The following is a 25,050-nucleotide window of genomic DNA, read 5'->3' as shown; positions in this document are numbered from 1 at the left end:
CTAGAAGAAGCCCCGGAATCAGCGCGAAGGCAGGGCGTGAAGAGGACCAACGGAAAAGGATCATATGCATAGGTATCCATAAGGGCGGTTACGGGTGGCTTCAGGCGCACCCCCGGCTTGGGGTAAGATACTGAGAAAAAAGCGCTTGGCATAAAAATGCGATGCAATTGACACACGAATGCAAAAATGCCCTGCAGGGTTTGAAAATGCGCAGGAAAAGATTTATATATCCGCTTTGCTGGATATTTATTCATTGTTTAAAGAGAGATCTGCATGAACGCTTCCCTGCATGGGGCACCATCGGGACCGACCGTCTCGATCATCGGCGCTTCCGGGTATTCCGGAGCCGAACTCACCCGGCTCATCCTCCGCCACCCGGCCGTCAGACTTGAGCACCTCTATGCATTCTCGCAGGCAGGAAAATCAGTTTCCTCCCTCTACCCTGCCCTCGGCTGTGACCGTGTCTACCGCACCTACGATGGAGAAACCGGAAGCGACATCTATTTCCTCGCACTGCCGCACGGCGAAGCGCACGCCATAGTGCCGAAGCTTCAGGCCGCAGGTAAAATGGTCATAGACCTGTCAGGAGACTTCCGCCTTCGGGACACGGATGAGCATGAGCAGTTCTACGGCGGCAGGAAATCCCCCGATGCCGTGATGACCTATGCCATGCCGGAACTTTCCCGTGAAGCGATAGCCGGAGCCCGTACCGTAAGCAATCCCGGATGCTACGCCACGGCGATCATTCTCGCGCTCGCTCCCCTGTTTGCCCCCTCTGCATCACTGCCTCGGGTGCGCTCTGTCGCCTGTACGGCGATTTCGGGCCTTTCGGGTGCAGGACGGAGCTCCAAAACCGAACTTTCGTTTGCCGAAATGAGTGAAAACATCAGGGCCTACAAGGTAGGAGTGCACCAGCACACCCCTGAAATCATGCAGGCGCTCGGCACCTCAGTCAGAAACCCCTCATTCGACTTCAGCTTCACCCCCCTTATCGGCCCCCTGGTCCGCGGCATCTACGCAACCCTCTCCGTAACGCTGGACGGTCCGGTTGATCTCAATGAGACAAGGAGCGCCTATGAGGCATTCTACGGCAATGCGCCCTTCACAAGAGTGCGGTGTGAAATGCCGGAGGTGCGTCATGTCGCCCATACCAACTTCTGCGACCTTCATGTTGCATGTGCCGGGCAGAACGGCACCCTTACCATTGTATCGACCATCGACAACCTCCTGAAGGGAGCAGCCGGCCAGGCTGTCGAGAACATGAACATCATGCTCGGGATTGATGAAACCGCAGGGCTTTGAATCCTAGAAGAGGCGAAAGAAACAACACGCAAAGAAGAACACAACACCGTTGAAAAAAAGAGAGAAGGCGCTCGCCACCATCCAAGCTCATGCTGCTGCAACCCTCTGGCCTGCAGGGGTTCAGCCAATGGCTGCTGATAGAGATGGAGCAAAAGGGTTCTGGCCGAAAGGATTTAAGACGTCGGCCGCAGCCGCAGGCATAAAGTACTCAGGAAGAACCGACATGTTCCTTCTCTTCAGTGAGCAGCCGGCCGTGACGGCAGGCGTGTTCACCACCAATCTCTGCTGTGCCGCTCCGGTCGTGCTGTCCCGCAGGAACATTGCCGCTGCTGGCTCGGACATCCGCGCAGTCATCTGCAACAGCGGCAACGCCAATGCTGCAACCGGGATGCAGGGGCTGCGGGATGCTGAAGACACGGCGGCAAAAGCTGCCGAAGTGCTCGGCATCAAAGCCGAAGAGGTCATCGTCTCCTCAACCGGCGTGATCGGCCAGCTGCTGCCGATGGAGAATATCCTTCGCGGTGTTGAAGCTCTCCCCGCCACCCTCGGGGAATCATCCGGCGTCGAGGCGGCTGAAGCCATCATGACCACCGACACCTTTCCGAAATTCTTTTACGTCGACATAGCGCTCAGCGGCGGCACCGTCAGGATCAGTGGCGTAGCGAAAGGGTCCGGGATGATTGCTCCGAACATGGCCACCATGCTCGCATTCCTTGCCACCGATGCCGATATCGAACAAGGCCTTTTGCAGGAAGCCCTCCGGATCGCCAACCTGGGAAGCTTCAATGCAATCACTGTCGACGGCGATACGAGTACCAACGACATGGCAGTCATCATGGCCAGCGGCACGGGCCCCTCAGTTGAAGCCGGCAGTGAAGACCTCAGACTCTTTACCGCCGGTCTGGAGTCGCTGATGGGGTTTCTCGCCCGTCTCATCGTCATCGACGGAGAAGGTGCGACGAAGCTTGTTGAAATCAACGTGCAGGAGGCCCGGAGCACCGGGGAGGCTGTAATGGCAGCCCGCACCATCGCGCAGTCGAGCCTCGTCAAGACAGCCCTGCACGGCGAAGACGCCAACTGGGGCCGCATCATTGCCGCCGCAGGCCGCTCGGGCGCCATGTTCCGCGAAGAGGACCTCGAGCTCTACTTCGAGGAGCTGCCGATTCTCCGGCGCGGACTTCAGGCTGATTTTTCAGAGGAGGAGGCGGCCGCCATACTTGCCCGGCCTTCTTACGCAATCACCCTTCGCCTCGGGGCTGGAACTGCTTCGGCGCGCGTATGGACCTGCGACCTCAGCAAAGAATATGTAGACATCAACGGCAGCTACAGGAGCTGACCGTATCTAACACCCAACAAAGCAGACCGTATTGAAACAAATCGATTCACTCTCCTGCAGCGACCTGAGGCCGGTACGCAAGGCACCAAAGACGGCCATTGGCCAGGTGCTCATCGAGGCCCTGCCCTACATCCGTAAATTCGAGAGGAAAACCTTCGTCATAAAGTACGGAGGTTCGGCGATGAAGGATCTGTGCCTCAAGAACTCATTCGCACAGAACGTCACACTGCTCCGCAAGGTCGGCATCAACGTCGTGCTGGTGCACGGCGGCGGAGACGCCATCACCAAAACGGCTGAAAAGCTCGGCATCACCTCCACGTTCGTGCACGGCAAACGGGTAACCGACAAGGATATGATCTCCGTGGTGCAGATGACGCTTGCCGGAAAGGTCAACCAGGACATCGTCCAGCTGATCAGCGAACACGGCGGCAAGGCGGTCGGCGTGACCGGCCTTGATGCCGACACCATCCAGGCCGTGCCGTGCAGGGATGCCGCCACGCTCGGCCTTGTAGGTGAGATTGAAACGATCAACACCGCCTACATCGACCTGCTCTGCAAGGCGGGGCTGATCCCCGTCATTGCCCCTATCGGCTTTGACGATGATGGAAACATCTACAACATCAACGCTGACGACGCCGCCAGCAGCATCGCCATTGCCCTGAAGGCCGAAAAGCTCATCTATGTGAGCGACGTGGCAGGTATCCAGGTCGGCGAGAGGATCCTGAAAACCATATGCAAGGCTGAAGCCGCAGACTTCATCGAGCAGGGCATCATCACCGGCGGCATGATCCCGAAAGTCCTTTCCGGGTTCCTGACGCTCGACGGAGGGGTCCGGAAGATCCACATCATCGACGGAAAGTCAGTCCACTCCCTCCTGCTTGAAATATTTACCCATGAGGGAGTCGGCACCCAGTTCATATCCGAACAGGACGACGACAGCAACCATTAACCCTGGCGCGAGCCAACTCACATGAAACCTACCGATAAACGCGATTTTCTTGGATTCGAACCTCTTGACGCTTCGAAGATCATAGAACTGTTCGACTACTCCCTCTTCATCAAGAAAACCCGCCGTGAGGGCGGAAACGGATTCCGCCCGCTTGAGGGCAAAACGGTCGCCATGATCTTCAACAAGCCCTCGCTGAGGACCCGGGTCTCCTTTGAGCTCGGCATCCATGAGCTCGGAGGGTACTCGATCAACCTCGACGGCAAGTCCATCGGCGTCGGTTCGCGAGAATCGGTCGAGGACATCGGCCTCCTCCTTTCCCGTTACAATGACGCAATCGTCGCCCGTCTGCACGAGCATTCCGTCATAGAGGGCCTTGCCGGCAGTGCCTCAATTCCGGTCGTCAACGCCCTGACCGACCTCTCACACCCGTGCCAGATTCTGGCCGATGCCTTCACCCTGTACGAAAAAGGGCTCTGGAAAGCGGGCATCAAGGTCGTCTTCGTCGGTGACGGCAACAACGTGGCAAACTCCTGGATTGAACTTGCCGGCATCCTCCCCTTCCATTTCGTGCTCGCCTGCCCCGAAGGCTATACTCCGGACGCCGGGCTGCTTGAAGCGGCCAGGAAAAAGGGCATCAGCACCATTGAGATCATTCACGATCCGATGGCTGCAGCAAAAGACGCCGACGTGCTCTATACCGATGTCTGGACCAGCATGGGCCAGGAAGAGGAGCAGAAAGAGCGGCTTAAGGCGTTCGCACCGTTCCAGATCAACAGCCGGATGCTTGCCGTTGCCAAACCCTCCGCTGTCGTCATGCACTGCATGCCGGCACATCGGGGAGAGGAGATAACGGCCGAAGTGATGGACGGGCCGCAGGCCATCATCATCGATGAGGCGGAAAACCGCCTGCATGTGCAGAAGGCGCTCCTCGTGAAGCTTCTCAACCACGACGAGTACCGCAAGTTCCATCTCACCCACCGGCTGCAGAACGCTGCCAAAAACATCAAGGCCTGAAGGTGCCGATGAACAAGCACATACGCCAGCAGCGGATCCGGGAGCTCATCCAGCAGGAGGGCGTCGGAAACCAGCATGACCTTCTCCGCCTTCTCCGGGAATCCGGCATCAAGGTCGCGCAGGCAACCCTTTCGCGCGACTGCGCCGAGCTTGGCATTGTGCGCTCGAAAACCCATGCAGGCTACCGCCTGCTGCTCGGCGATGAAAGCACCGGCCGCATCATCAAGGGGCTGGTGGGGATGGAAGTCACCTCTGTTGCCGCAAATGAAACCTCGGTCATCGTCCGCACCCTTCCCGGCCGTGCTCACGGCGTAGGATCATGGCTCGACCAGTTCAAAAGCCCGCTCATTCTCGGTACCATCGCCGGTGACGATACGGTCCTGGTAATTCCTGATTCAGTGCAGAATATTTCGGTGCTGATGTCCTATATTCAGAAAAATCTTTCCACAAACTGATCAATACCACAACGACAATGCAGAGAGAAAAAATTGCGATCGCCTATTCCGGCGGACTTGACACTTCGATCATGATCAAATGGCTGAAGGACAAGTACGATGCCGATATCGTTGCCGTCACGGGCAACCTCGGCCAGCAGAAAGAGATAGAGAACCTTGAATCCAAAGCCATAGCGACCGGCGCTTCGGCTTTCCATTTCGTCGACCTCAAGAAGCCGTTTGTCGAAGACTACATCTGGCGCGCACTGAAGGCAGGCGCCCTGTATGAGGATGTCTATCCGCTGGCGACTGCGCTCGGCCGTCCGCTCCTGGCCAAAGCGCTTGTCGACGTCGCACTTGAAGAGAACTGCACCATGCTCGCCCACGGCTGCACCGGCAAAGGCAACGACCAGGTCCGCTTTGAAGTGACCTTCGCCTCGCTCGCCCCGCACCTGAAGGTGCTCGCTCCGCTCCGTGAATGGGAGTTCACCTCACGCGAGTCTGAAATGGACTACGCCATCAAGCACAACATCCCGGTGTCGGCCACAAAAAAGAGCCCCTACTCAATTGACGAGAACATCTGGGGAATCAGCATCGAATGCGGCGTGCTCGAAGACCCGATGGTTGCGCCTCCCGAAGATGCCTACCAGATAACCACCTCCCCCGAGAACGCCCCGAATGAGGCTGCCGTGGTCGAAATCGAGTTCGAACAGGGTGTTCCTGTATCGGTCGACGGCAAGAAGATGGCCGGACTGGACATCATCAACCGCCTCAATGAGCTCGGCGCAAAGAACGGCATCGGCCGCCTTGACATGATCGAGAACCGAGTCGTCGGCATCAAGTCGCGTGAGATCTATGAAGCCCCGGCAGCCACAATCCTGCACTTCGCACACCGCGAACTCGAGCGCCTTACCCTTGAGAAAACCGTCTTCCAGTACAAGAAGAACATCGCTCAGGACTACGCAAACATCATCTACAACGGCACCTGGTTCTCGCCGATGCGCACTGCCCTCGACGCATTCGTCGACGATACCCAGAATCCTGTCACCGGCATGGTCCGCCTGAAACTCTTCAAAGGCTCTGTTACGCTGCTCGGCCGCCAGTCTCCGTACTCGCTCTACAATGAATCGCTGGCTACCTACACCGAGGCCGACTCGTTCGACCACAAGGCGGCAGCAGGGTTCATACAAATCTACGGACTCGGCCTGAAGACCTTCAGCGAAGTCCATCCCGCAAAATAACTGCACAGCAAGGATCCCGGTCATACACCTGCTCCCTTTTCCCGGGGGGGGGCAGGCGTATGGCCTTTCTCCTCTTTTCCACCAGCACAACCAGCCGCAGCCATGAGCAACAAGAAAGAACTTCTCTGGGCAAGCCGCTTCAATGAACCGTTCGACAGCGAGGCGTTGAGGTTTTCCTCATCGGTCCATGTCGATGGAAAGCTCTACCATGAAGACATTCAAGGCTCCATCGCCCATGCCACCATGCTCGGCGAGGAAGGCATCATCTCGGCGGATGACGCCCATGCGATATGCAGGGGGCTGAAAGAGATTGAAAAGGAAATTGAAACGGGAACGCTCGTTCCGCAGTGGGAGGATGAAGACATCCACACGGTGATTGAAAACCGGTTGAAGGAGAAAATAGGAGCCGCTGCCGGCAAACTCCACTCCGGCCGCAGCCGTAACGACCAGGTGGCAACCGATACCCGGCTCTACATGCGTGAGCGGATCGAAGAGCTGCAGGAAGCGCTGAACGACCTCCTCGGAACCCTCGTCCAGAAAGCCGAAACCTACAAGGACTCCATCATCTTCGGCTACACCCACCTGCAGAGGGCCCAGCCGATATCGGCAGGCCATTACTACCTGGCCTACTTCAACATGTTCAACCGGGACACTGAGCGCCTGCTTGATCTTCTGATGCGGGTGAACGTTTCTCCGCTTGGTGCGGCGGCATTTGCCGGCAGCACCCTCCCGCTTAATGCAGGGCGTACGGCCGAGCTGCTTGATTTCAGCGAGCTCTTCACGAACAGCATCGATGCCGTCAGCGACCGTGATATCCTGATTGAATTCATCTCCTGCTGCTCCATCGTGATGATGCACCTCTCGCGTTTCTGTGAGGACATCATTCTCTGGAGTTCGTATGAGTTCGGCTATCTGGAGATCAGCGACGCCTTCTCGACCGGTTCCTCCATCATGCCGCAGAAGAAGAACGCTGATATCGCAGAACTGATCAGGGGAAAAACCGGAAGGGTGTACGGGGACCTCATGGCAATGCTCACCATCATGAAAGGGCTCCCGCTCTCCTACAACCGGGACATGCAGGAGGACAAGCCGCCTTTGTTCGACAGTGCCGAAACCGCCATCTCAAGCGTTACCCTCTTCAACCGCATGCTGCAGCACACGCGGCTCAGGGAGGAGCGCCTGAAAGAGCTCACGAAGAAGGATTTGAGCCTGGCAACCGAGATCGCCGAGTACCTGGTGAAGAAAGATGTCCCCTTCCGCGACGCGCACCGCATCACCGGAAAGATTGTCAGCTGGAGCATCGAGAACCAGACTCCCCTGCCCGACATCCCGCTCGAGCGCTTCAGGGAGTTCTCGGAGGTGTTCGACGAGGGAATATTCACGGCGCTGACGCCGGAAGCGAGCATCACGTCGAAAAAGTCGCACGGGAGCTGCTCGTTCGAGTCGGTCGAACGGCAGATCAGGGAGGCCCGGGAACTGCTCGGCTGAAGGGCCCGGCTCACTCCCCGTAAGGAGCTTCATCTTCATTGAGCACCCCAAGTACGGTATCGGGAGCCTTACGGACAAGGTCGAGGAGAACGAGAGCTGGCCCGTGGGGTTTGCGGTCTCCCCGCTCCCAATGCCGCAATGTGGCCACGCTGATGCCGAAGGCCGCAGCAAACCGCTCCTGGGTCAGACCGGTCTTCTCCCTGACAACCTTCACGTCTATGGGCCGAGGTCTATAAACCCTTGCCCCGACGTCTTCCCCCCCCATGTAGGCGATGGCTTCTTCAAGCCCCCTCCTGATACTGTCGAAGTCTGAATGCATCGTAATTCCACCTGATTGGTTATAAGGACATTAACCATCTGCCGAAGACCGTTCATGTCCGCCTTCGTCAGATTTTTCCTCTCGCTTTTGCTGAAAAGCGTCAATAGAAATAATGGCATGCGCGGATCATGATAAAAGTATATGACACGAACTCCGCCGCTCTTGCCTTTGTTTCCTTTCGCCCACCGCAGCTTTCTGATCCCACCGGAGCCACGCACGATGCTTCCGGCCTGGGGATGCATCGACAGATAGAAGACGAGCGCATCTCGCTCATCAGAAGTCAAGAGATTATCTGACCGACGAATGAATTCAGGAAGCTCTACGACTGTGACATTCATACCCCAATATAATCCATTGGATTATATTGGCAAAACACGGAATCAATGAATGCCCCGGGGTACAGGAGGAAGTGTTCAGTGCTGGGGGGGGGATCATTTGGTATGGCCATCTAGAAACCCTGCAGCCACGGCCTGCTCCGGGGCTGACCCAGAACTCTGGGTGGGAACCTTACTCGATCCAGTGGCGTTCTGCCCCCGGCGGACAATTTCTTTTGATACGTTATTTTGTAGTTTAGCATGAAGTGGCAGAGATCAATCAGCGCAATCCAGACACCTTTATTTCGGCAGCCATAACTTTTCAAGAAAAGAAACTAATGGGCTCAAGCATATACTTCTGCGCACCTGTCAACGCGCTTGTTGAGGGTATATACAGGCAAAAAATCCCGTTTACCGAGATCAAGAAACATGGGGATTTCGGATTGGGTACCTTTGACGACCTCGACGGAGAGATGGTGATGTTTGACGGGAAGATCTATCAGATCACATCCGATGGTGTTGCGGCAATGGTTGATGACGCCACGCTGACACCATTTTCCTGCGTAACGTTTTACTCGCCGGTCAGTCATGACCGCCTTGATAGGAGAACGCCCTATCCGGATTTTCAGGCTTGGCTGTACAGCCTCCTTCCGTCCCTGAACATTTTTTACGCCATCCGCATCGAGGGGACCTTTTCTTCCATGAAAGTCCGCTCAGTACCCCGTCAGGAAAACTACCGGCCCCTCGCTGAGGTCGCAAAAGACCAGCCAATTTTTGAGTATCAGGAAATCGAGGGAACGCTGGTCGGATTCTATACCCCTGCGTTCATGGGCTCGGTCAGTGTACCCGGCCTTCATCTCCATTTTCTTTCGCGTGACAGGCACCATGGCGGGCATCTGCTTGAGTGCACTCCTGCAAACATCAATGCGGGCATACAGTTCATCACAGCTCTTGAGCTGGCAATGCCCATGAATTTCGATTACCTCTCATGCGATTTCCAGCGTGATGTGGAAAGAGACCTGGAAAGTGCCGAGCGCTGAAGTCATTGAACTGCCGGATATCAGTGATCAACACGCATGGAAATGTCCTGCTTTCCGTTGTATATCCCAGTCGTCACACTGTCGGCATACTGCCCCATGAGAGCGGCAGCAAGGCGCATGAGAGGATAGACAATGAACACCAGGGCAAGGGCCGCGTGCTGAAAGCCGAGCAGAACATTCACCGGAAAAGGCGGGGTGTCCTCAAGGCCATAGGTCAGATTGGGCGGTTTTTGATTCATGGCAGCTCTATTGATGCTCCACGCCGGAACAAAAGGGTCAGAACATTCATTCCATCCCTTCGTGTATAACTGACAGCATCGCTGAACTGCCGGATGAAATAGCCGCCAAGGCCTCCGATTTCCCGATCCTCTATCGCAGCATCTGTTTCAGGGTCAGGAAGCGTAAGGATGTTGAATGGGATACCTGAATCGGACAGTTCAATCACGAGTGACTCATCCGTAACCCTGCACGCCACATCAAGCATGCCTTCAGTATCAGGGTATGCATAACTGCAGATATTGACAACAGCCTCTTCAACGGCAATGTTCAGCCCGAATTTCCGGGAGTCTTCCAGCCTGAACCGATCGGCACAGTCCTCCACGAAACCGACTATCTCCTCAAGCCGGTCAAGCTTCGCATCAACCCTTATCCGTTCTTCCGGCATCATCGTCTACTCTTCAGCTGCGCCAAGCGCACTCTGCACGGTATCGTGCATTGGAAAGATTGTTCCGAAACCGGAGATCGCAAACACGTCCTTGACTGCACCGCCAATATTGGCAAGCAGCATAAGACCCCCGAGGCTTTTGACTCTTTTGCCAGTCATGAGCAAAGCCCTCAAACCGGCACTGCTGATATAGTCGAGCTTGCCGAAATCAATGATGAAATTCTTTTCCCCTTCGTCCATCATCCCGGCAAGTTTTTTTTCATACTCGGGAGCCGTTACGGCGTCCATCCTGCCGATGACAGCAACAACCGTTGCCGCTGTTTCTTTTTGTATCTGGAATTCCATTTTGACCACCTTTCATTTATTGTTCTTTTAAGATCAATGTGAGCCTGTTTTGACCACCATCCCGCTTGTATGCAATGCTCCGGGTAAGATTGCGGATGATCGTCAGGCCCAGTTCGTCCGGCAGGGCTGCCGATTCAAGGATGTTCTCCTCTGCTCCTCCGCTCTCGACCAGAAGCTTTATCTCCCCGGTCTTTTCCGAATGGGTTATGGCCAGCTCGATCGCCGTGGAGCGCAGGGTATCTGCGCATATCTGCAAGACCTCTTCGACGAGCAGCTGCAGACTCTGTCGGGACTTCAGCGGAAGGATCTGCTTTTCACAGAACAGCTCAATTTCCGCATTCATGGCATATAGATCGTAATCGGGGGAAGCAATCCGGTAGTTGAAGCTCCTCACCCGATTGATGAAGATTTTCGTCCTCTCCTTCTGGGGGTTGTCAAAGATCTGCTCAGGGGGCCCCTCCTCATAAATCACACCCTCGTCCATATAGAGCACCCTGCTGGACACATCCCTTGCAAACTTCATTTCATGGGTAACGATGAGCATGGTCATACCGTCCCGGGCCAGACGGCGGATGACAGCCAGCACCTCGCTTACCATGGTAGGATCAAGTGCAGAGGTCGGCTCGTCGAACAGAATGATTGATGGCTCCATCGCCAGGCAGCGGGCAATGGCTACACGCTGTTTCTGGCCTCCGGACAGCTCATCGGGAAAACTGTCAGCCTTTTCAGCAAGCCCTACAAGCTTGAGCAGCTCGAGCGCCTTTTTCTCCGCCTCCTGCCTGCCGGTCTGCAACAGCTTCACAGGACCGAGGGTCAGGTTGTCCATCACGGAAAGATGCTGATACAGGTTAAAGGACTGGAACACCATGTTCATCTTCCTGCGGATGGCCGGTACATCGGCTTTGGGATCAAGAATATCGACTCCGTTGATGACAATCGACCCTCCACTCGGACGATCAAGCAGGTTGATGCATCGCAGGAATGTGCTTTTTCCCGTACCGGAGGGGCCGATGATTGAAATCACTTCTCCTTTCCGGACGGTTATGCTTACATCGCGGAGTACTTCAAGTGCCCCGAACTTCTTGGAAAGATGCTTGATCTGTATCATGCTGCAACGGTTCGGTTCCGGTGTTTTGGGGCCATCATGCCTTCAAGGTATTCAAGCAGGCGCATGAGAGCCCATGAGAGGAAGAAATATAATGCCGCTACCATAATGAGCGGGAAAAAGGCATCGAAGGTACGGCTTCGGATGATATCTCCAGCTTTCGTCAGATCCTGCACCGCGATATAGCCCACAATCGAGGTCATTTTCACCAATGAAATGAACTCCCCTTTGTAGACCGGCAGGATGCGCTGCAGGGTCTGCGGCAGAACAATGAAGTAAAACGTTGCCGGCCCGGTAAAGCCCATCGCGATACCCGCCTCGGTCTGCCCCCTGTCGATACCCTCAATGCCGGCCCGGAAGATTTCCGCAGAGTAGGCTGCAAAGTTCAGTCCGAAGGCGATGACTGCCACCAGCACCGGGTCGATGTTGACGGAGGCAAAGACCACATAGAATACCAGCATCAGGAGCACCAGCACCGGCGTGCCGCGAAGCAGCGAGATGAAAACTCCGGCCGACACCCTCAGGACATTGAGGCGTGACATTCTCATAAAACAGACCAGGGCGCCGAAGAGGGTTCCAAGCAGTGCGGAAAACACGGAAATGACAAGGGTTGTCCGGAACCCCTCAAGGATGAGCTGCCAGCGGTTCTCCAGCAGGATGTTGCTCCGGAAACTTTCGGCAATCCCCGCAAGGAACGACTTCCCATCCTTTACACTGCCGGCTGTCGAGGGCTGAGGTAGTGATGCAATGTTCTTTTTCAGGGCAAAGAGGTTGGCTCCCTGTTCATAGTAAGGGTCGGAAAAAGCCACCTTTTTGCGCCGCTCAGGGGTAATTGCCATCACGGCGCCGATCATGTCGATTTTTCGGCTTGCAAGAGCGGCTATCATGCTCCCGAACTCGATATTCACATAGGTAATCTTACGCCCTGTGTACAGCCCGAACCTGTCGAGCAGTTCGATGGAGTATCCGGTAAGCCGGTTATCGATAAGTGCGCAGAACGGCATACCGTTATCGCTGACAATACCAACCCGGAGCACTTCGTTCTCTGCCGATGCCGGAATCTCCGGCATCCGGGTTCCGCCTTCCTTCATCCAGTAGCGGACCATCGCGTCCTGCCGCCCGTCAGCCTTGATGTCCCGGAGGAAATTGTTGAATGCGCTGCGCAGTTCGGTCTGTTCGTAGCGGAACCCCATGCCGAGCGGGGTTGCAAGCAGCTCATCCCCCAGAACGGCAAGGTCATCGTTCTGGCGTAGCATCACCATGAGTTCGTCATCACTGTAAATGGCAGCGTCTGCCTTTCCCGACTTCACCGCCAGCAAGAGATCAGACGGAGACTGGTACTGGAGTATCGTGGCCTCAGGCCAGGCTTTCATGGCATAGCGCTCATGGATGGTGCCCTGAAGGACCCCTATCCGCCCAAGCCTGAGGTCATCGGGTGAGCGGAGGGTTGCGCCGTTTAAAGATGTTCCGGCTACCAGCGACGCCGCAACGAAAAGAAGTGCGGATATCATGGCCAGCTTTCTCATACCGCTGTCTTTATCCGTTTGAATTTCGGATCCGTCCTTCGTTCAAGATATGCCATCGACTGCAACAGCAGCCAGGAAATTGAAAAGTACAGTATTGCTACCATGATGAGGGGAAAGAATGCATCGAAAGTCCTGCTCCGGATGATGTCGCCTGCTTTCGTGAGGTCCTCGACAGCGATGTATCCGACGATCGAGGTCATTTTAACGAGCGAAAGGAACTCGCCCTTGTACACCGGCAGGATGCGCTGGATGGTCTGAGGAAGGATGATGAGCAGGAAGGTACGAAGCCGGGTGAACCCCATGGAAATCCCCGCCTCACGCTGCCCATTGTCGATGCTCTCCACGCCGCTCCGGAAAATTTCGGCCACATAGGCTGCAAAATTCAGCCCGAAGGCAATGACGGCAACAGCCACAGGATCAATGGAGACCGATGCGAACACGACATAAAAAATCAGCATCAACAGCACCAATACAGGCGTTCCCCGAAGCAGGGAAATGAACACCGATGCCAGCGTCTTCAAGGTTTTGGCCGATGACATGCGCATGGCGCATACACCCGCCCCGAGCACCGTGCCGAACAGAGCTGAAAGCACCGAAATGATTACGGTGACTCTCAGTCCGCTGAGAATCAGTTTCCAGCGGTTTTCCTTTATGATATTATTCTGGAATCCGTCCACAATGGGCTGAATGAAGGAGTATGCAGCACCCGGAGCGTCGTTTCCAGCGACAGCCTCAGCTCCCCCCGTCTTCATGACGAAAGCGCTTGCCCCAATCTCATAATATGGATCAGAAAAACTGATCTGGAGTGCCCGTTCCGGGGTAATCATGAGCGTGCTGGCAATCATGTCAATCTTGTTCGTGGCCGCAGCTGCGATCAAGTTGCCGAAATCCATATCACTTGTCTTGATCTCCTTGCCGAGATATGCGGCAAACCGTTCTGCGAGCTCCTCGTCAAACCCTACCAGGCGGTTGTTTTTGACAATCATGAACGGAAGCCCCTTGTCGCTGACAACCCCGACCCTCAAGACGCCATTGGCCCTTGTGCCGGAAATGGAGGGCATTGCATCCTCACCCCGGGTGATCCAGCGGTCGACCATATCATGATAGACTCCGTTTTGACGGATGTCTTGAAGAAAGACATTGAATTGCTCCCGAAGGCTGTCATTCTGCTTATTGAACCCCATGGCCACGGGTACGGAGAACAGGACCCCGCCCTTGAGCTCAAGGGACGGGTCTGCCCTGAAAATCTCCCGGAGGGTCTCGGTTGTGTATATACCCGCGTCCACCTTGCCGCTCTTGACGGCAAGAATGATGTCGGATGGGGTCTTGTACTGCAGGAGCGTTGCGTTCGGGTAGTGACTGAGTGCATAGGTGTCATGCGTGGAACCAAGCAGCACGGCAACCCGCGTGCCGTTCAGATCAGGAGCTGAAAGTGATGCCCCCTCCGAAACCGGTGTCGCAGGAGCAGCGGCTGAACGGAGCACAAGCGCGGAAATGTCATTCTGAAGATAGGGCCTCGAGAACAGGATCAGCTTCTTTCGCTCTTCGGTGACATTGAAGTTAGAAAGGGCAAAATCAATCTTGCCCGCCTGCAGTGCCGGAATCAGGGCTCCGAACGGCATGTCGACAAGCGTGATTTTTTTCTGGAGCCGATTGCCGATCATCCTGGCCAGCTCAATGTCAAGTCCCGTGATTTCTCCATTCGCGTGATAGGAGAATGGAGCCAGGGTAGCGCAGGTCCCCATCCGAAGCTCTGCTTCGCCTTTCCTCCCGACTGCATTCGATTCCTGAAGGGAGCCGCCATCCCCGTCGATCCATTTCTTTCTGAGTATGGCAAGAGTGCCGTCTTCTGTGAACGCCCCAATCGCCTCGTTCAACTCCGAAGCAAGCGCCGTATTACCCTTCTTGAGGGCTGCGGCAACCTCAAGCTTCGCCACCGGTTCTCCAAGAATCACAAGCCCCGGCTCTTGTCGGGCAATATTCTCGAGCACGCTCCTGTCATAGATAAATGCATCCGCCTTTCGGGTGTTCAGGGCAACGGCAGCATCGGCTGCATTTTCCATCACAAGGAACTCTGAATCGCGGAACCGGCGGCGCGCGGCAAGGTCTCCGGCAGAACCCGACAGCACCGCAACCCGTTTCCCGTCGATATCCTTCAGTACCCTTACCTTGCCATCACCGTGGGGAGCTGCGGTCTTGACCAGCATAACCTGGGCGTTCTCGAAATAGGTCTTTGTGAAATCAACCGATCGCTTCCGCTCAGCCGTGGCCGTCATACCGGTAATCACCAGATCGATCTTTGCAGACTGAAGCGCAGGAATAAGCCCCATGAACTTCATGTTATGGAACTCTACCGGCCGGCGGAGAACCCGGCCGATGATGCGTGCCAGTTCTCCGTCGAATCCGCTGACCTCTGCATCCCTGTCCATGAACGACATCGGTTCCCTTGTGGCGGTGACACCTATTTTAAGTACCTCCCCCTTCGTCGGCACCTCAAGCGTGCGTTCCTCATATGGGGACAGGTCCTTTTTAAACCACCGCCTGCGCATGTCGGCAAGCGTACCATCCTGGTGGAGCGAATCGATGATGCCGTTCAGGGTCGTGAGGAGTGCTGGATTGCCTTTTCTCAGGGCAATGCATGTATTCTCGTTGCGGAGCGGTTCTTCGAGGACACGGAATGCAGTATGCTTCTTTGTTACCTGCAGCGCCGTGGGATAGGCTGTGACGATTGCATCCAGCTTGCCGGACATCATCGCGGTGACGGCGTCCATGACGTCATCGAAACTCTTGATATCGGCTTCAGGAAACATCTGCAGCGCCAGCTCTTCGCCGGTCGAACCGGTCATCACTCCAATCCTTGCGTCGCGGGCATCCTCAATCGAGCGGATCTCCTGCGCATCTTTGCCGCAGCCGGAAAGCAGGGCAAGGATAAAAAGGACCGGGAACCATCTATGCATGCGCCCCTTCATTGAGCCACCATTGCGGCGATGCCGCCCGTATAATAAGGCTCTGAAAAGAGTACCTTTTCTGAGCGCTCTTCGGTAATGGTGATGCAGGCTGCAATCATGTCTACCTTGCCGGACATCAGGGCCGGGATCAGCGCGCCGAAGTCCATGTTCACGACCTCCAGCTGCTGGCCGAGCCCCGCAGCTACACGCCGGGCAAGCTCGATGTCATACCCGACAACCATCCCGCTGCCATCAACAAATGAAAAAGGCTCAGTCACGCTTGAAGTGCCGAGGCGCAATATTCCGTTGTCACCGCTTGAGGCGATTTCGGGCATCGGAGGCGGACTTCCGGATACAGGAAACCAGCGCCGCAGCATCTCCGTACCGGTCCCGTCCGTCTTCAGCTGGCCCAGCGTCCTGTCGATGGCCTGCTTGAGCGGGGCGTCATCTTTACGGACAGCAAAACCATACTGGTCGACCGTGATCATCTCTTTGAGAATGACAAGCCCATCGACCTTTGCGGCAATGTTTTTCAGGATGGGCTCATCATATGCCAGCGCATCCGCCTTTCCCGTTTTCACGGCAAGAGCCCCGTCCATAACGGTGTTATAGTACTGGAACCGTGCATCGGGCAGTTTTGAGAGCACCAGCTTGTCGGCAACAGTTCCGGTAGGAACGGCGAACTCTTTTCCTGACAGCTGCTGCAGTGCAGTGATTTTCTCCCGCTGGCTGCATCCGCCAAGCACAATGAAGAGGGAGAAGAGCACAATCACCAATACTGAAGGTCGCAATTTATTCATGGTGTCTTGATTACGGGTGGATTCGTCTATTATTGCTGTCAGCTTTTACTTATAATCAGCGGGGCATCAATTGCTGAACTTGATATGCCATTTCCCGTGTATTGCAGCGCAACCATCGTGATGTCGTCCGACTGCGCCGCCCCTTCTGCAAACCCCGCCACACTGGAGCGGACGGCATGGACCATATCTTCCACCGCCATGGAGAAATCACCCTGCAGAATCTCCAGCAGGCGCTGCTCCCCGAACAGTTCATCCTCCCTGTTTTTTGCTTCGGTGACCCCGTCCGTATAGAGGAAGAATACATCACCGTTGCGCAGTGTGATGCGTTCGGTCTCGTACCCGGAATCCGGCACGGGTCCAAGCAGGAATCCCGGCTTCACATCCAGATAACGCACACCGCCCGAACCGACGAGGAGCGGCGGGTTGTGGCCTGCATTCGAAAAGATCAGCTCCCCTGATGCGGTATCGAGTATGGCGCAGAACACGGTAGCGAACATGCAGCTCTCATTATCTTCGGCAAGGATGTTGTTCACATGCTCAAGAATCACACCGGGATCTCTCAACCGCTGCGCCTCCGACTTCAGAAGCGTCTTTGCAACCATCATGTAGAGTGCCGCAGGCACCCCCTTGTCTGCAACATCGGCAATAAGGAAACAGAGATGACTGTCATCGATGAAAAAGAAATCATAAAAATCTCCACCGACCTCTTTGGCCGCATCCATCGATGCAAAGATATCGAACTCGGGGCGCTCAGGGAATGCCGGGAAGATACGGGGCAGGAGGCTCGCCTGAATGTCGGTGGCCATCTGTAGCTCACTCTGTATCCGTTCTTTCTGTGCCGTAGTTTCCGTCAGGTTGCGGATATACTCTTTCAGTGACTTCCCCATCATGCGGAATGAACTGGTGAGCATGCCGATTTCATCGTTCGAGCGGACAGCAGGCAGTTCCACATCGAAGTTACCTGAAGCCATCGGCCCCGTTGCACTTGCCAGCGCCCTGAGCGGAAGGGTTATGGAACGGGTGGCCATGGCCACAACCAGCGCAAGAAGCAATAGGCCGCCAGTGCCAATCCCTGCCATAGTCAGGCTCAGGCTCCTTACATTTTCGAACAGTTCCGCTTCAGGAAAAACAACAGCCAGAGTCCAGCCTGTCGAACGGATCGGAGCATAATACATCCAGCCCGGTTCGTCCGTCAGGGAGTGGTGCACAAAACCCGACTCTCCGGCAATCATCTTTCTTCCCATCTCCCGCAGCACAGGATCTCTTCGCTCTTCGGCAATGCTGAAAATGGACTCGTTCATGATGAATGAACTGTCAGGATGGGTGAGCACCATGCCGTTGCGCGACAGGAGCATCGCATAGCCGGTTTTGAGGATTCTGACGGAAGAAATCAGCTGGGTCAGTGAATCAAGCCGGATATCTGCCGATACCACGCCCTTAACCTCCCGTTTTCCCCCACTCGAATAATAAAAGGGAACCGAACAGGTCGCCATGGTCGCATTCCCGCCTCCATCGTCAAAATAAGGCTCGCTCCACACCGGCGCCTGCAGCTCGACGGGAATCTGGTACCAGTCCTGATAAAGGTACGGCACATACCGGTAGGAGGCATCAAGACGGATTGCCTTTACCGCTCCTTCGTCACGGAACAGGTAGGGCGCATAGAGGCGCTCCTGCTTATTGAATGCATAAGGCTCGAATGCAATGGCCGAACCATAGACCGACGGGTTGGCATCAAGCATGCTGCCAATGAGAGAAACAAGGCCCTCTCGACTATATTCTGCTGTATCGAGTGAGCGTGCCATCCCCTCCGTCACCTTCGCCACCGAAACCAGCTCTGCGTCCACCCTGTTAGCCAGTGAAGATGCCAGATTGCGGGCATTCTCTTCAAGCTCCATTTCAAGCATGCTCCGTGATTGCAGATAGTTGACGACCAGCGTTACGGCGAAAATTCCCGCGCTGCACAGGGTAATCACCACAATCATTCGGATGACAATGCTCTTACTGAACCGCATCATGTCTCCAGGTAAAATCGGCATAGTCCGGATACCCCCCTATCAGCCCTGCACGCTGCATGGCATTTCCCGCATCATGGTAGTCCTTCCGATCCAATGTTCCGGACGGCAGTTTGCCGAAAGCCGTACCGGGCATGATAATGTCGCGCATCCGGTTCAGCATCCACTTCTGGTGCATCCGGTTTGCCGGTACATGAGCACGAAGCATATATTTCATTACAATATCAAGTGCCTCTTCAGGATGATCGAACGCGTACTGCCACCCCTCCCGTGAGGCATCCGCAATGGCTGCAGCCAAAGCAGGATCGCCCTTCACGGTCTTTTCAAGCCCGTAAATCCCGTCTTCCGGGAAGTTCACGCCCTGTTCGCTCAGAAAGACCGCATTGAGTTCATCGGCGTCCACCCCTGAGTTCAGGATCACGTGATACTCGTTGTACCACATCGCCGAGGTCACCTCAATCCCCCCGCGCAGGAACAGGTTCACCGTATTTGTTAGCGGTACCTGACGGATCGTAATGCCCCTGCGGGAAAACAACGTCAGTGGTGGAATCGATAAATCTCCGTCCCACAGTCCGACCTTTTTTCCGTTCATCCCCTGCAATGAATCAATCCTGCTGGATTTCCTTGAAATCAGCATCATCGAAGACCGCTGGATAACCTGACTTATGTTCACAAGACGTATCCCTGCATCACGATGCCGCAACGCCGTGGTCAGCCACATCACCGCATAGTCGGCCCTGCCGCTCTGTAGGGCCTCGACTGGCGAATTGCCCGAGCCTCCGTTCAGGATAGTCAGTTCAACCCCGTAACGGCGGTACAGCCCTTTTTCAAGGGCAACATAATACCCGGCAAACTGTGCCTGCGGGCTCCAGAGAGGGATGAGGGAAGCTTTTTTAAACGGGGGTTCTGCATGGAGCAGGGAGGGATATGCAGCAAGGGAAAGCAGCGCAACAACAACCATCAGGCTGAATGCCTGGAACAGTAAGGAACCTGTTGATCGCTGGCGTTCGTGCATGGCACCGAGGGACTGGAGTTGCAAGAAAGACATGGACAGGTTAAGAAAGCCAAAGACCCCGGCTTGTAATCATTGCATAAGATGCAGCTGGAGATATTCCAAGGCCGAAGAATCACCTGGGACTGAACCTATCTTGGGAGCCAGTCATCATGACAATCCTCAATCCCTCAATGTGGATGAAGGGAAGGCTTCTGTCTGCTCTAATGACATGAGGGTCTCCTTTTGATCCCAATGGTTGAATGTATCCAACTATTACGATCACGACTACTTCAATAAGTTACCCAATACAGCAAGAAAACCCAACACAGTCTCCGGCAGTACCGCACCCGTTGGCACCGCTGGCTTCGTGGCGGTTTGGACTAGCTGGTAACCACCAAAGGCGGCGTAACCAGATACCGGGTCTATGTCCTGAAATACCTCCACATCTCAGGAGCCACCCTGCGAACCTGATGCCGGAGCGGTTTATGATCGCTCCGGCATCGCACAGGTAAGGCGGGCAGAGAAGATACCCCAGGGATGGGGGTTACGGAGGTTAGGGCAGGCACGCTACAATGCTGCGGGTATCAGCCGGTATGGCGTTCGAGAAAAGCCGCAGCATGTTTCTGGGCAGCAGCAGAGCCTGGACTGACCCAGAAGCCGACATGCGATCCGAATTCGATCCAGTGGCGTTCTGCTCCCTCAATGCTTTCATATGCATAGACACCATCGTAGAACTTGACATCGGCATCATGGGTGCCATGGATGATGAGCGTCGGGCATTGTATGCCGCTCAATGGCAGTCGGGTATAGGTCCTGTAGATTGCCATATCATTATCCGTTCCGCCCTTACGGGGCTTGTACGGGTACATGGTGTTCATGAAGGCATCTACGAATTCCAGGGCGGATGGAGTATTGAGGGCAAAGTCGATATGCGTTTTCATCTGCTCCTTGGTGTAATACGCCTCGGTAACGAACAGCTGCTTCAGGAATGAAGCCGGACTGATCTTTTCCATCATGCTTGTTAGCTTTTGACCAAAGCTGTTGAGAAAGAGCGCTTCGGCAACCGGGCCGACCTTTTCCGGAAGGTCGTAATAACCACTGACGCCATCAATGGCAATCATTGCCGATACCCGTTCGGGATGGCGCATTGCGAAAACATAGCCTGGAGGGCCTCCTGCAGATGCACTGACGACAACAACCTTCTCAATCCCGAGATGGTCCAGAAGTGAAGCGAAGAGGTCGGCCTGCTCTTCAATGCTCCGGCCACTTTCAAGCGGGGTACCAAGGTAACCGGGGCGGGACGGGCACAGGATGCGAAAGTTGTTCTCATTAATCCATCGTGCAGCCATGACCCGTGCCTGGTCATAACCTCCAACGCCTCCATGCACGACCATGACGACCGGACCATTCGATCCTGTCAATGAATATTCAATTATACCGGCCTTGGTCTCGACGGCAACCGGATCAGCAATGATCCCGGGCATTAATTCGATCTTCTTGTTCATTGCATTCTTTTCATTATGACTGTTAGTGATACCGACAGTGCCTGTGGGGTGCTTCCTTTCCAGCTGAGCAGTGAGGGTGAAGTCTGCGTGTTTGCTGTTGTAACTGGGCCATGAACATCACGCTTGCCCATGATTTGGAAATCATAGTTCCTCGGTGTTCGTGCGATTCTGGTTCTTCTTCTGGAGAACCAGGCGGACATTATCGATATAGCCTCCGTTCGACGGTATGGTAACGCATGTCGCCTCCCCCTCAAAACCAATTTTTTCTGCCTGTTCAGACGAAATCCGGAGTGTGATCGGGCCTGTCGGAAGAGCTTCAAAGTCATAGAAGCCATCATAACCCGATAGCGTTGTGCCTATTGTCTTACCATCTGCGTCGACCGCCTCGATGATAATACCTGAAACGGGTCGAATCATCTCCCCTTGAACCTCACAGACAAGCCCTGAAACTTCACCAGTTATCCATACAGGGAAATCCAGCTCAAAGGGACATCCCGGACGCGGAACAAGACGATATCCCTTATCTGCCGCAACATAAGAAAGATCTGGTAAGGTTGCCGGAGAGAGGGTGATGTTGGCAGGAATATTCGAGGCAATGTTATTTAAAAAAGCAATCCCCGTAGAATCACTTGTTGCCGGATGGTCATACCGATTGACAAAATAACCGACATCAGGTATGACCTCTTCACTTTCATCTTTTTGCCTGTTCTTGTTCTCATCGATGAATGCCATAGCAGACACGGCAGAATATCCGCTACCCGATGATCCATCCATCACCCATGAAGATCGCCTCGGTTCACGCGTAAAATTCATTGACAGATTGAGACCTGCGCCCCAGACACTATCGCTGTTATAGTTAAGGCTGATACCAAGCAGTGCCGACCGCCCCTGTTTATTCATTGACAGCAACGCCCGCCAGGTCTGTTGCGGGAAGTTATAGTTGAATCCATTGGTCAGTATGATATCGTCCCCAAGGTCTATGTTACCGCTCATTATCAAATAATTCCACTGGCGTTCGGGATGGAGCTGATAGTTCACTTCCCCAGTCCAGTGCAATGCGCCGTTCATCCAGGAAAAAGAAGATGTTCCTTCACTGGTTTCCAGTGTTGTCCCGTACAGCATTTGCTTCTGTAAGTAAATCCTGTGGGAGTGAGTGATCCCAAAGGTCTGGTTATAATTTGATATTCCCCAAGATTCATTGCGTTGTTCATCGTCAATGATTTGTCTCCGGTAATCCGTTGAAAAACTTGTCGATGGAATAAACGGAAATAAGCGAATCCCTCCCGCACGGACTTCCAGTTGATCCCGGTAACCGACCGATCCGCCTGTTGCCACCCAATTGCTATCGAGGCTTGCATACCTGCCGGACAGCGACACGCCTGCAATGCTGGTCATAACACCTACCTGCATTGCTTTTGATGATTGCTGAGTGTCAAAGGCCATGTCGGCATCTATCTGCATTGATTGCAGGTAACCGCTCACCCCTGAGCCGAGATATGAATGATTGACCCCTTTTATTTTAGCTGATGCAAGATAATTGCTGAAGGTAAGCCATTCAGTGAGGCCAAGAGTGCTTTTCCAGGCCATGAGTGGGCCGGGTCGGTTGCTATCATCCTGAAGCGAGGTATTTCCATTTAACAATAGCGAATGCCTGGACGGGAAAGAGAGGCTCGCCTGATAGGCCCACTGGCCCGGTTTCATCATGTTCTGACCGATATTGTAGTGATAGGATTCTGTTCGGCGTTCACCTTGTGGCCCGTTGAATACCAGTTGCAGCTCATTCACTCCGTAATTCAGCGGAATATCAACGAATTCATACTCGTTGAATGAGTTGGACGGCCTGTAATCAAGCAACGCACCATTGCGAAACAACTGGACATCCCATCCGGGTCCGAGATAGCCCTTTAAGGAGACCAGATCAAAAAGTGATGGCGAAGAAATTGGGTAGCTGCTCACCAGACCACCAGGCCCAATGACCGCAGTACCAATAAGCGGAAGGTTATTATACTGCGACAGATCGCCAAACGCTATGGTCTTCGCACCAAGCGGACCAAGGAGATTACCGTCCGGGTCAACTCGTTCAAGTCGAAGACGCCCGTCCTCAATCAACAGCCCAGGATCACTGCTGTTTGCAATCTGGCCGGAAAAATCAGCATGAGTGTTCATCCAGAGCAGATCTCCTGTAATACGAGTGTAATGCGATGCGTTGTATTGTTGAGGAGATTGAGGGCTGCGGGACACAAAGGATGTTCGCAGTGACACATCGACACTTGCGCCATTTAACACACTGTAGGGGAACTTCATTCGGGAATACCCTGGGTCCTGATACACACCATAGCCCCATGTATTGCCCCCTGCCTCTTCACGGGCGATGCGTTCCTGCAATGGCAACGGCACAAATGGCTTCACTGCTACTGCTGCGTTGAGCCTGTTGACTTCAATATGCATGGACAGCCAGCTTGCAAGCATCTGGCTTTCGACATAGATATCATTTGCTGTCACAACGATGCGGCTCGTATCGCAGGAGCATGCATGCCCGGAAACAGAAACAGATGATCCCGGAATATCTAAAAGGAAGGTCTGTCCCGGCCTACCGACATATCCTGTCGCCTTTTTGGCATTGCAATCGACATCAATACCTAATTCCAGCAACCTGCTGAACTCGGTGAGGGGGATATATGAACGCTCTGGTGTAGCAAAGATCATGAACTCATCACTCAACGGTGTACGATACAGCGTCAAAAGGCAAAGAAGTGCATCATCGTCAGTGAATCCGCTAGAACTTTGCATTACCCCGGCTGAAGATTCATTCAGAGGACTTGGTTCTGAGGTACCGACAATAACCTCTTGCACCAGAGGTTCCGGTTTCAGTTCAGGCACAATTCCATTATCACCAACACCATCGTTCGCGGTAGGCTCTTCATGAACCTTAACAGGCTCAGGGTTTGGACATTCCACAACGCCCCCTCCATCTTCAGGCGATGGGACCTTTACAGTAGAATCTCGATGAACATCCTGATCTTCAATGGCGTTGGAAACATTATCAGTCTTTTCCGGCGGTGCTTCACTGATTGTTGGCGTAGGCACTGCCTGAACTGGCTGTGTGGCAGGAACGCCTTGTTCAGGATGGCTTGGTTGCTGATTTTCCAATCTTTTAATGCTCATATCTCCCCACATGTCGGACATGATGCTCAAAGAAAACCACTTCGCCAGCAGTGTAGTCGCAACATAAATGTCGTCAGACAAGGGCACGATGAGAGCGCTATCGAATGGAACAGAATGGCCTGCAACCATCGCCTTCGATGCACTGATATCGAGATTGAACTCCCCTCCGCTCAAGCCTCCATGCCCTGACGCCCGCCCATTTCCAAGATCCACATAGAGATCATAACCCATGAGATGGCTGAATGCTGCAAGTGGAAGGTATGTCGTATCGTTACGCTTCAACGCCAGAAGAGAATGGGCCGGCCAGTCTCCACTCACTATTGCCATATAGAACTGTGGCTTATCAACTGCCTGCAAGGAAGAGGCGCCAAGAGATATGAGTGCCAATTGCAACACAGACAATAGTAGAGCTATACGCAATCCAAGCCGCTGGCCATGGATGTCTGGGCGAGGCTTTTGGCGGGATGGCACGCGCCATAAAACAGAAAAGCGCCCCTTCAATCCTACCGGATAGGGCGCTTTGTGCGTATTGCGCATTGGCATCTACGT

At 54.4% G+C, this 25,050-nt stretch carries 21 protein-coding genes; 8 read left to right on the top strand and 13 right to left on the bottom strand.

Annotated elements, in window-relative coordinates; translation table 11 throughout:
• The first annotated feature begins 273 nt into the window (after positions 1–273).
• The 7 genes from argC to argH all read left to right on the top strand — a co-directional run bounded on the left by argC (position 274) and on the right by argH (position 7,764).
• Positions 274–1,302 (top strand): N-acetyl-gamma-glutamyl-phosphate reductase, encoded by a 1,029-nt coding sequence (argC, locus tag A3K90_RS05890; RefSeq protein WP_303681642.1) that lies wholly within the window; start codon positions 274–276, stop codon positions 1,300–1,302.
• A gap of 127 nt (positions 1,303–1,429) precedes the next feature.
• Complete coding sequence (gene argJ, locus A3K90_RS05885) at positions 1,430–2,638, top strand: bifunctional glutamate N-acetyltransferase/amino-acid acetyltransferase ArgJ (RefSeq protein WP_303681640.1); 1,209 nt, start codon at positions 1,430–1,432, stop codon at positions 2,636–2,638.
• Positions 2,639–2,678: 40 nt separating this feature from the next.
• Positions 2,679–3,587, top strand: coding sequence for an acetylglutamate kinase (gene argB, locus A3K90_RS05880; RefSeq protein ID WP_303681644.1), 909 nt, complete (start codon positions 2,679–2,681; stop codon positions 3,585–3,587).
• A 21-nt stretch (positions 3,588–3,608) separates the two neighbouring features.
• Entirely contained in the window at positions 3,609–4,601 is a 993-nt protein-coding gene (gene argF / locus A3K90_RS05875) for an ornithine carbamoyltransferase (RefSeq protein ID WP_303681638.1), read from the top strand.
• A gap of 8 nt (positions 4,602–4,609) precedes the next feature.
• Positions 4,610–5,056 carry an arginine repressor gene (locus tag A3K90_RS05870; protein WP_303681636.1) on the top strand — a complete coding sequence of 149 codons (447 nt, stop codon included), beginning with the start codon at positions 4,610–4,612 and terminating at the stop codon, positions 5,054–5,056.
• Positions 5,057–5,073: 17 nt separating this feature from the next.
• Positions 5,074–6,276, top strand: a complete 1,203-nt coding sequence (locus A3K90_RS05865; protein WP_303681634.1) for an argininosuccinate synthase — start codon at positions 5,074–5,076, stop codon at positions 6,274–6,276.
• Positions 6,277–6,378: 102 nt separating this feature from the next.
• Positions 6,379–7,764, top strand: a complete 1,386-nt coding sequence (argH, locus tag A3K90_RS05860; RefSeq protein WP_303681633.1) for an argininosuccinate lyase — start codon at positions 6,379–6,381, stop codon at positions 7,762–7,764.
• Positions 7,765–7,774: 10 nt separating this feature from the next.
• On the opposite strand, the gene A3K90_RS05855 is transcribed toward argH, so the two are convergent.
• Complete coding sequence (locus A3K90_RS05855) at positions 7,775–8,083, bottom strand: DNA-binding transcriptional regulator (protein ID WP_011357776.1); 309 nt, start codon at positions 8,081–8,083, stop codon at positions 7,775–7,777.
• On the bottom strand, positions 7,981–8,325 hold the full coding sequence (locus A3K90_RS10325; protein ID WP_369690414.1) for a type II toxin-antitoxin system RelE/ParE family toxin: 345 nt from the start codon (positions 8,323–8,325) through the stop codon (positions 7,981–7,983). The genes A3K90_RS05855 and A3K90_RS10325 overlap by 103 nt, the downstream gene beginning before the upstream one ends.
• A 410-nt stretch (positions 8,326–8,735) precedes the next feature.
• On the opposite strand from A3K90_RS10325, the gene budA reads away from it, so the two are divergent.
• Positions 8,736–9,437, top strand: a complete 702-nt coding sequence (gene budA / locus A3K90_RS05850; protein WP_303681632.1) for an acetolactate decarboxylase — start codon at positions 8,736–8,738, stop codon at positions 9,435–9,437.
• A 20-nt stretch (positions 9,438–9,457) separates the two neighbouring features.
• Here the strand turns inward: budA and A3K90_RS05845 are convergent, their stop codons facing one another.
• The 11 genes from A3K90_RS05845 to A3K90_RS05795 all read right to left on the bottom strand — a co-directional run bounded on the left by A3K90_RS05845 (position 9,458) and on the right by A3K90_RS05795 (position 25,038).
• The gene (locus A3K90_RS05845; protein WP_303681631.1) at positions 9,458–9,676 is read right to left on the bottom strand and encodes a hypothetical protein; all 219 of its coding nucleotides are present in this window, start codon (positions 9,674–9,676) and stop codon (positions 9,458–9,460) included.
• Complete coding sequence (locus tag A3K90_RS05840; protein ID WP_303681630.1) at positions 9,673–10,104, bottom strand: ATP-binding protein; 432 nt, start codon at positions 10,102–10,104, stop codon at positions 9,673–9,675. Before A3K90_RS05840 ends, A3K90_RS05845 begins: the two co-directional genes overlap by 4 nt.
• A 3-nt stretch (positions 10,105–10,107) precedes the next feature.
• Positions 10,108–10,446, bottom strand: coding sequence for an STAS domain-containing protein (locus A3K90_RS05835; protein ID WP_011357773.1), 339 nt, complete (start codon positions 10,444–10,446; stop codon positions 10,108–10,110).
• A gap of 16 nt (positions 10,447–10,462) precedes the next feature.
• Positions 10,463–11,554 carry an amino acid ABC transporter ATP-binding protein gene (locus A3K90_RS05830; RefSeq protein ID WP_151419418.1) on the bottom strand — a complete coding sequence of 364 codons (1,092 nt, stop codon included), beginning with the start codon at positions 11,552–11,554 and terminating at the stop codon, positions 10,463–10,465.
• A complete protein-coding gene (locus A3K90_RS05825; RefSeq protein WP_303681629.1) occupies positions 11,551–13,077 on the bottom strand; it encodes an ABC transporter substrate-binding protein/permease in 1,527 nt (508 codons plus the stop codon). Before A3K90_RS05825 ends, A3K90_RS05830 begins: the two co-directional genes overlap by 4 nt.
• The gene (locus A3K90_RS05820) at positions 13,074–16,034 is read right to left on the bottom strand and encodes an ABC transporter permease subunit (protein ID WP_303681628.1); all 2,961 of its coding nucleotides are present in this window, start codon (positions 16,032–16,034) and stop codon (positions 13,074–13,076) included. Before A3K90_RS05820 ends, A3K90_RS05825 begins: the two co-directional genes overlap by 4 nt.
• A gap of 8 nt (positions 16,035–16,042) precedes the next feature.
• Positions 16,043–16,825 (bottom strand): transporter substrate-binding domain-containing protein, encoded by a 783-nt coding sequence (locus A3K90_RS05815; RefSeq protein ID WP_303681627.1) that lies wholly within the window; start codon positions 16,823–16,825, stop codon positions 16,043–16,045.
• Between the two features lie 38 nt (positions 16,826–16,863).
• Positions 16,864–18,837 carry a SpoIIE family protein phosphatase gene (locus tag A3K90_RS05810; RefSeq protein ID WP_369690413.1) on the bottom strand — a complete coding sequence of 658 codons (1,974 nt, stop codon included), beginning with the start codon at positions 18,835–18,837 and terminating at the stop codon, positions 16,864–16,866.
• On the bottom strand, positions 18,824–19,876 hold the full coding sequence (locus A3K90_RS05805; protein WP_303681624.1) for an ABC transporter substrate-binding protein: 1,053 nt from the start codon (positions 19,874–19,876) through the stop codon (positions 18,824–18,826). Before A3K90_RS05805 ends, A3K90_RS05810 begins: the two co-directional genes overlap by 14 nt.
• Before the next feature lie 539 nt (positions 19,877–20,415).
• Positions 20,416–21,336 (bottom strand): alpha/beta fold hydrolase, encoded by a 921-nt coding sequence (locus tag A3K90_RS05800; protein ID WP_303681623.1) that lies wholly within the window; start codon positions 21,334–21,336, stop codon positions 20,416–20,418.
• A 141-nt stretch (positions 21,337–21,477) separates the two neighbouring features.
• The gene (locus tag A3K90_RS05795) at positions 21,478–25,038 is read right to left on the bottom strand and encodes a carboxypeptidase-like regulatory domain-containing protein (RefSeq protein WP_303681622.1); all 3,561 of its coding nucleotides are present in this window, start codon (positions 25,036–25,038) and stop codon (positions 21,478–21,480) included.
• Positions 25,039–25,050: the final 12 nt, after the last annotated feature.

It is taken from the genome of Pelodictyon luteolum (assembly GCF_001622165.1).
Taxonomy (GTDB): domain Bacteria; phylum Bacteroidota; class Chlorobiia; order Chlorobiales; family Chlorobiaceae; genus Chlorobium; species Chlorobium luteolum_B.
Note: the sequence above shows the minus strand (reverse complement) of the source record. Positions and strands in the feature narration are given on the sequence as shown.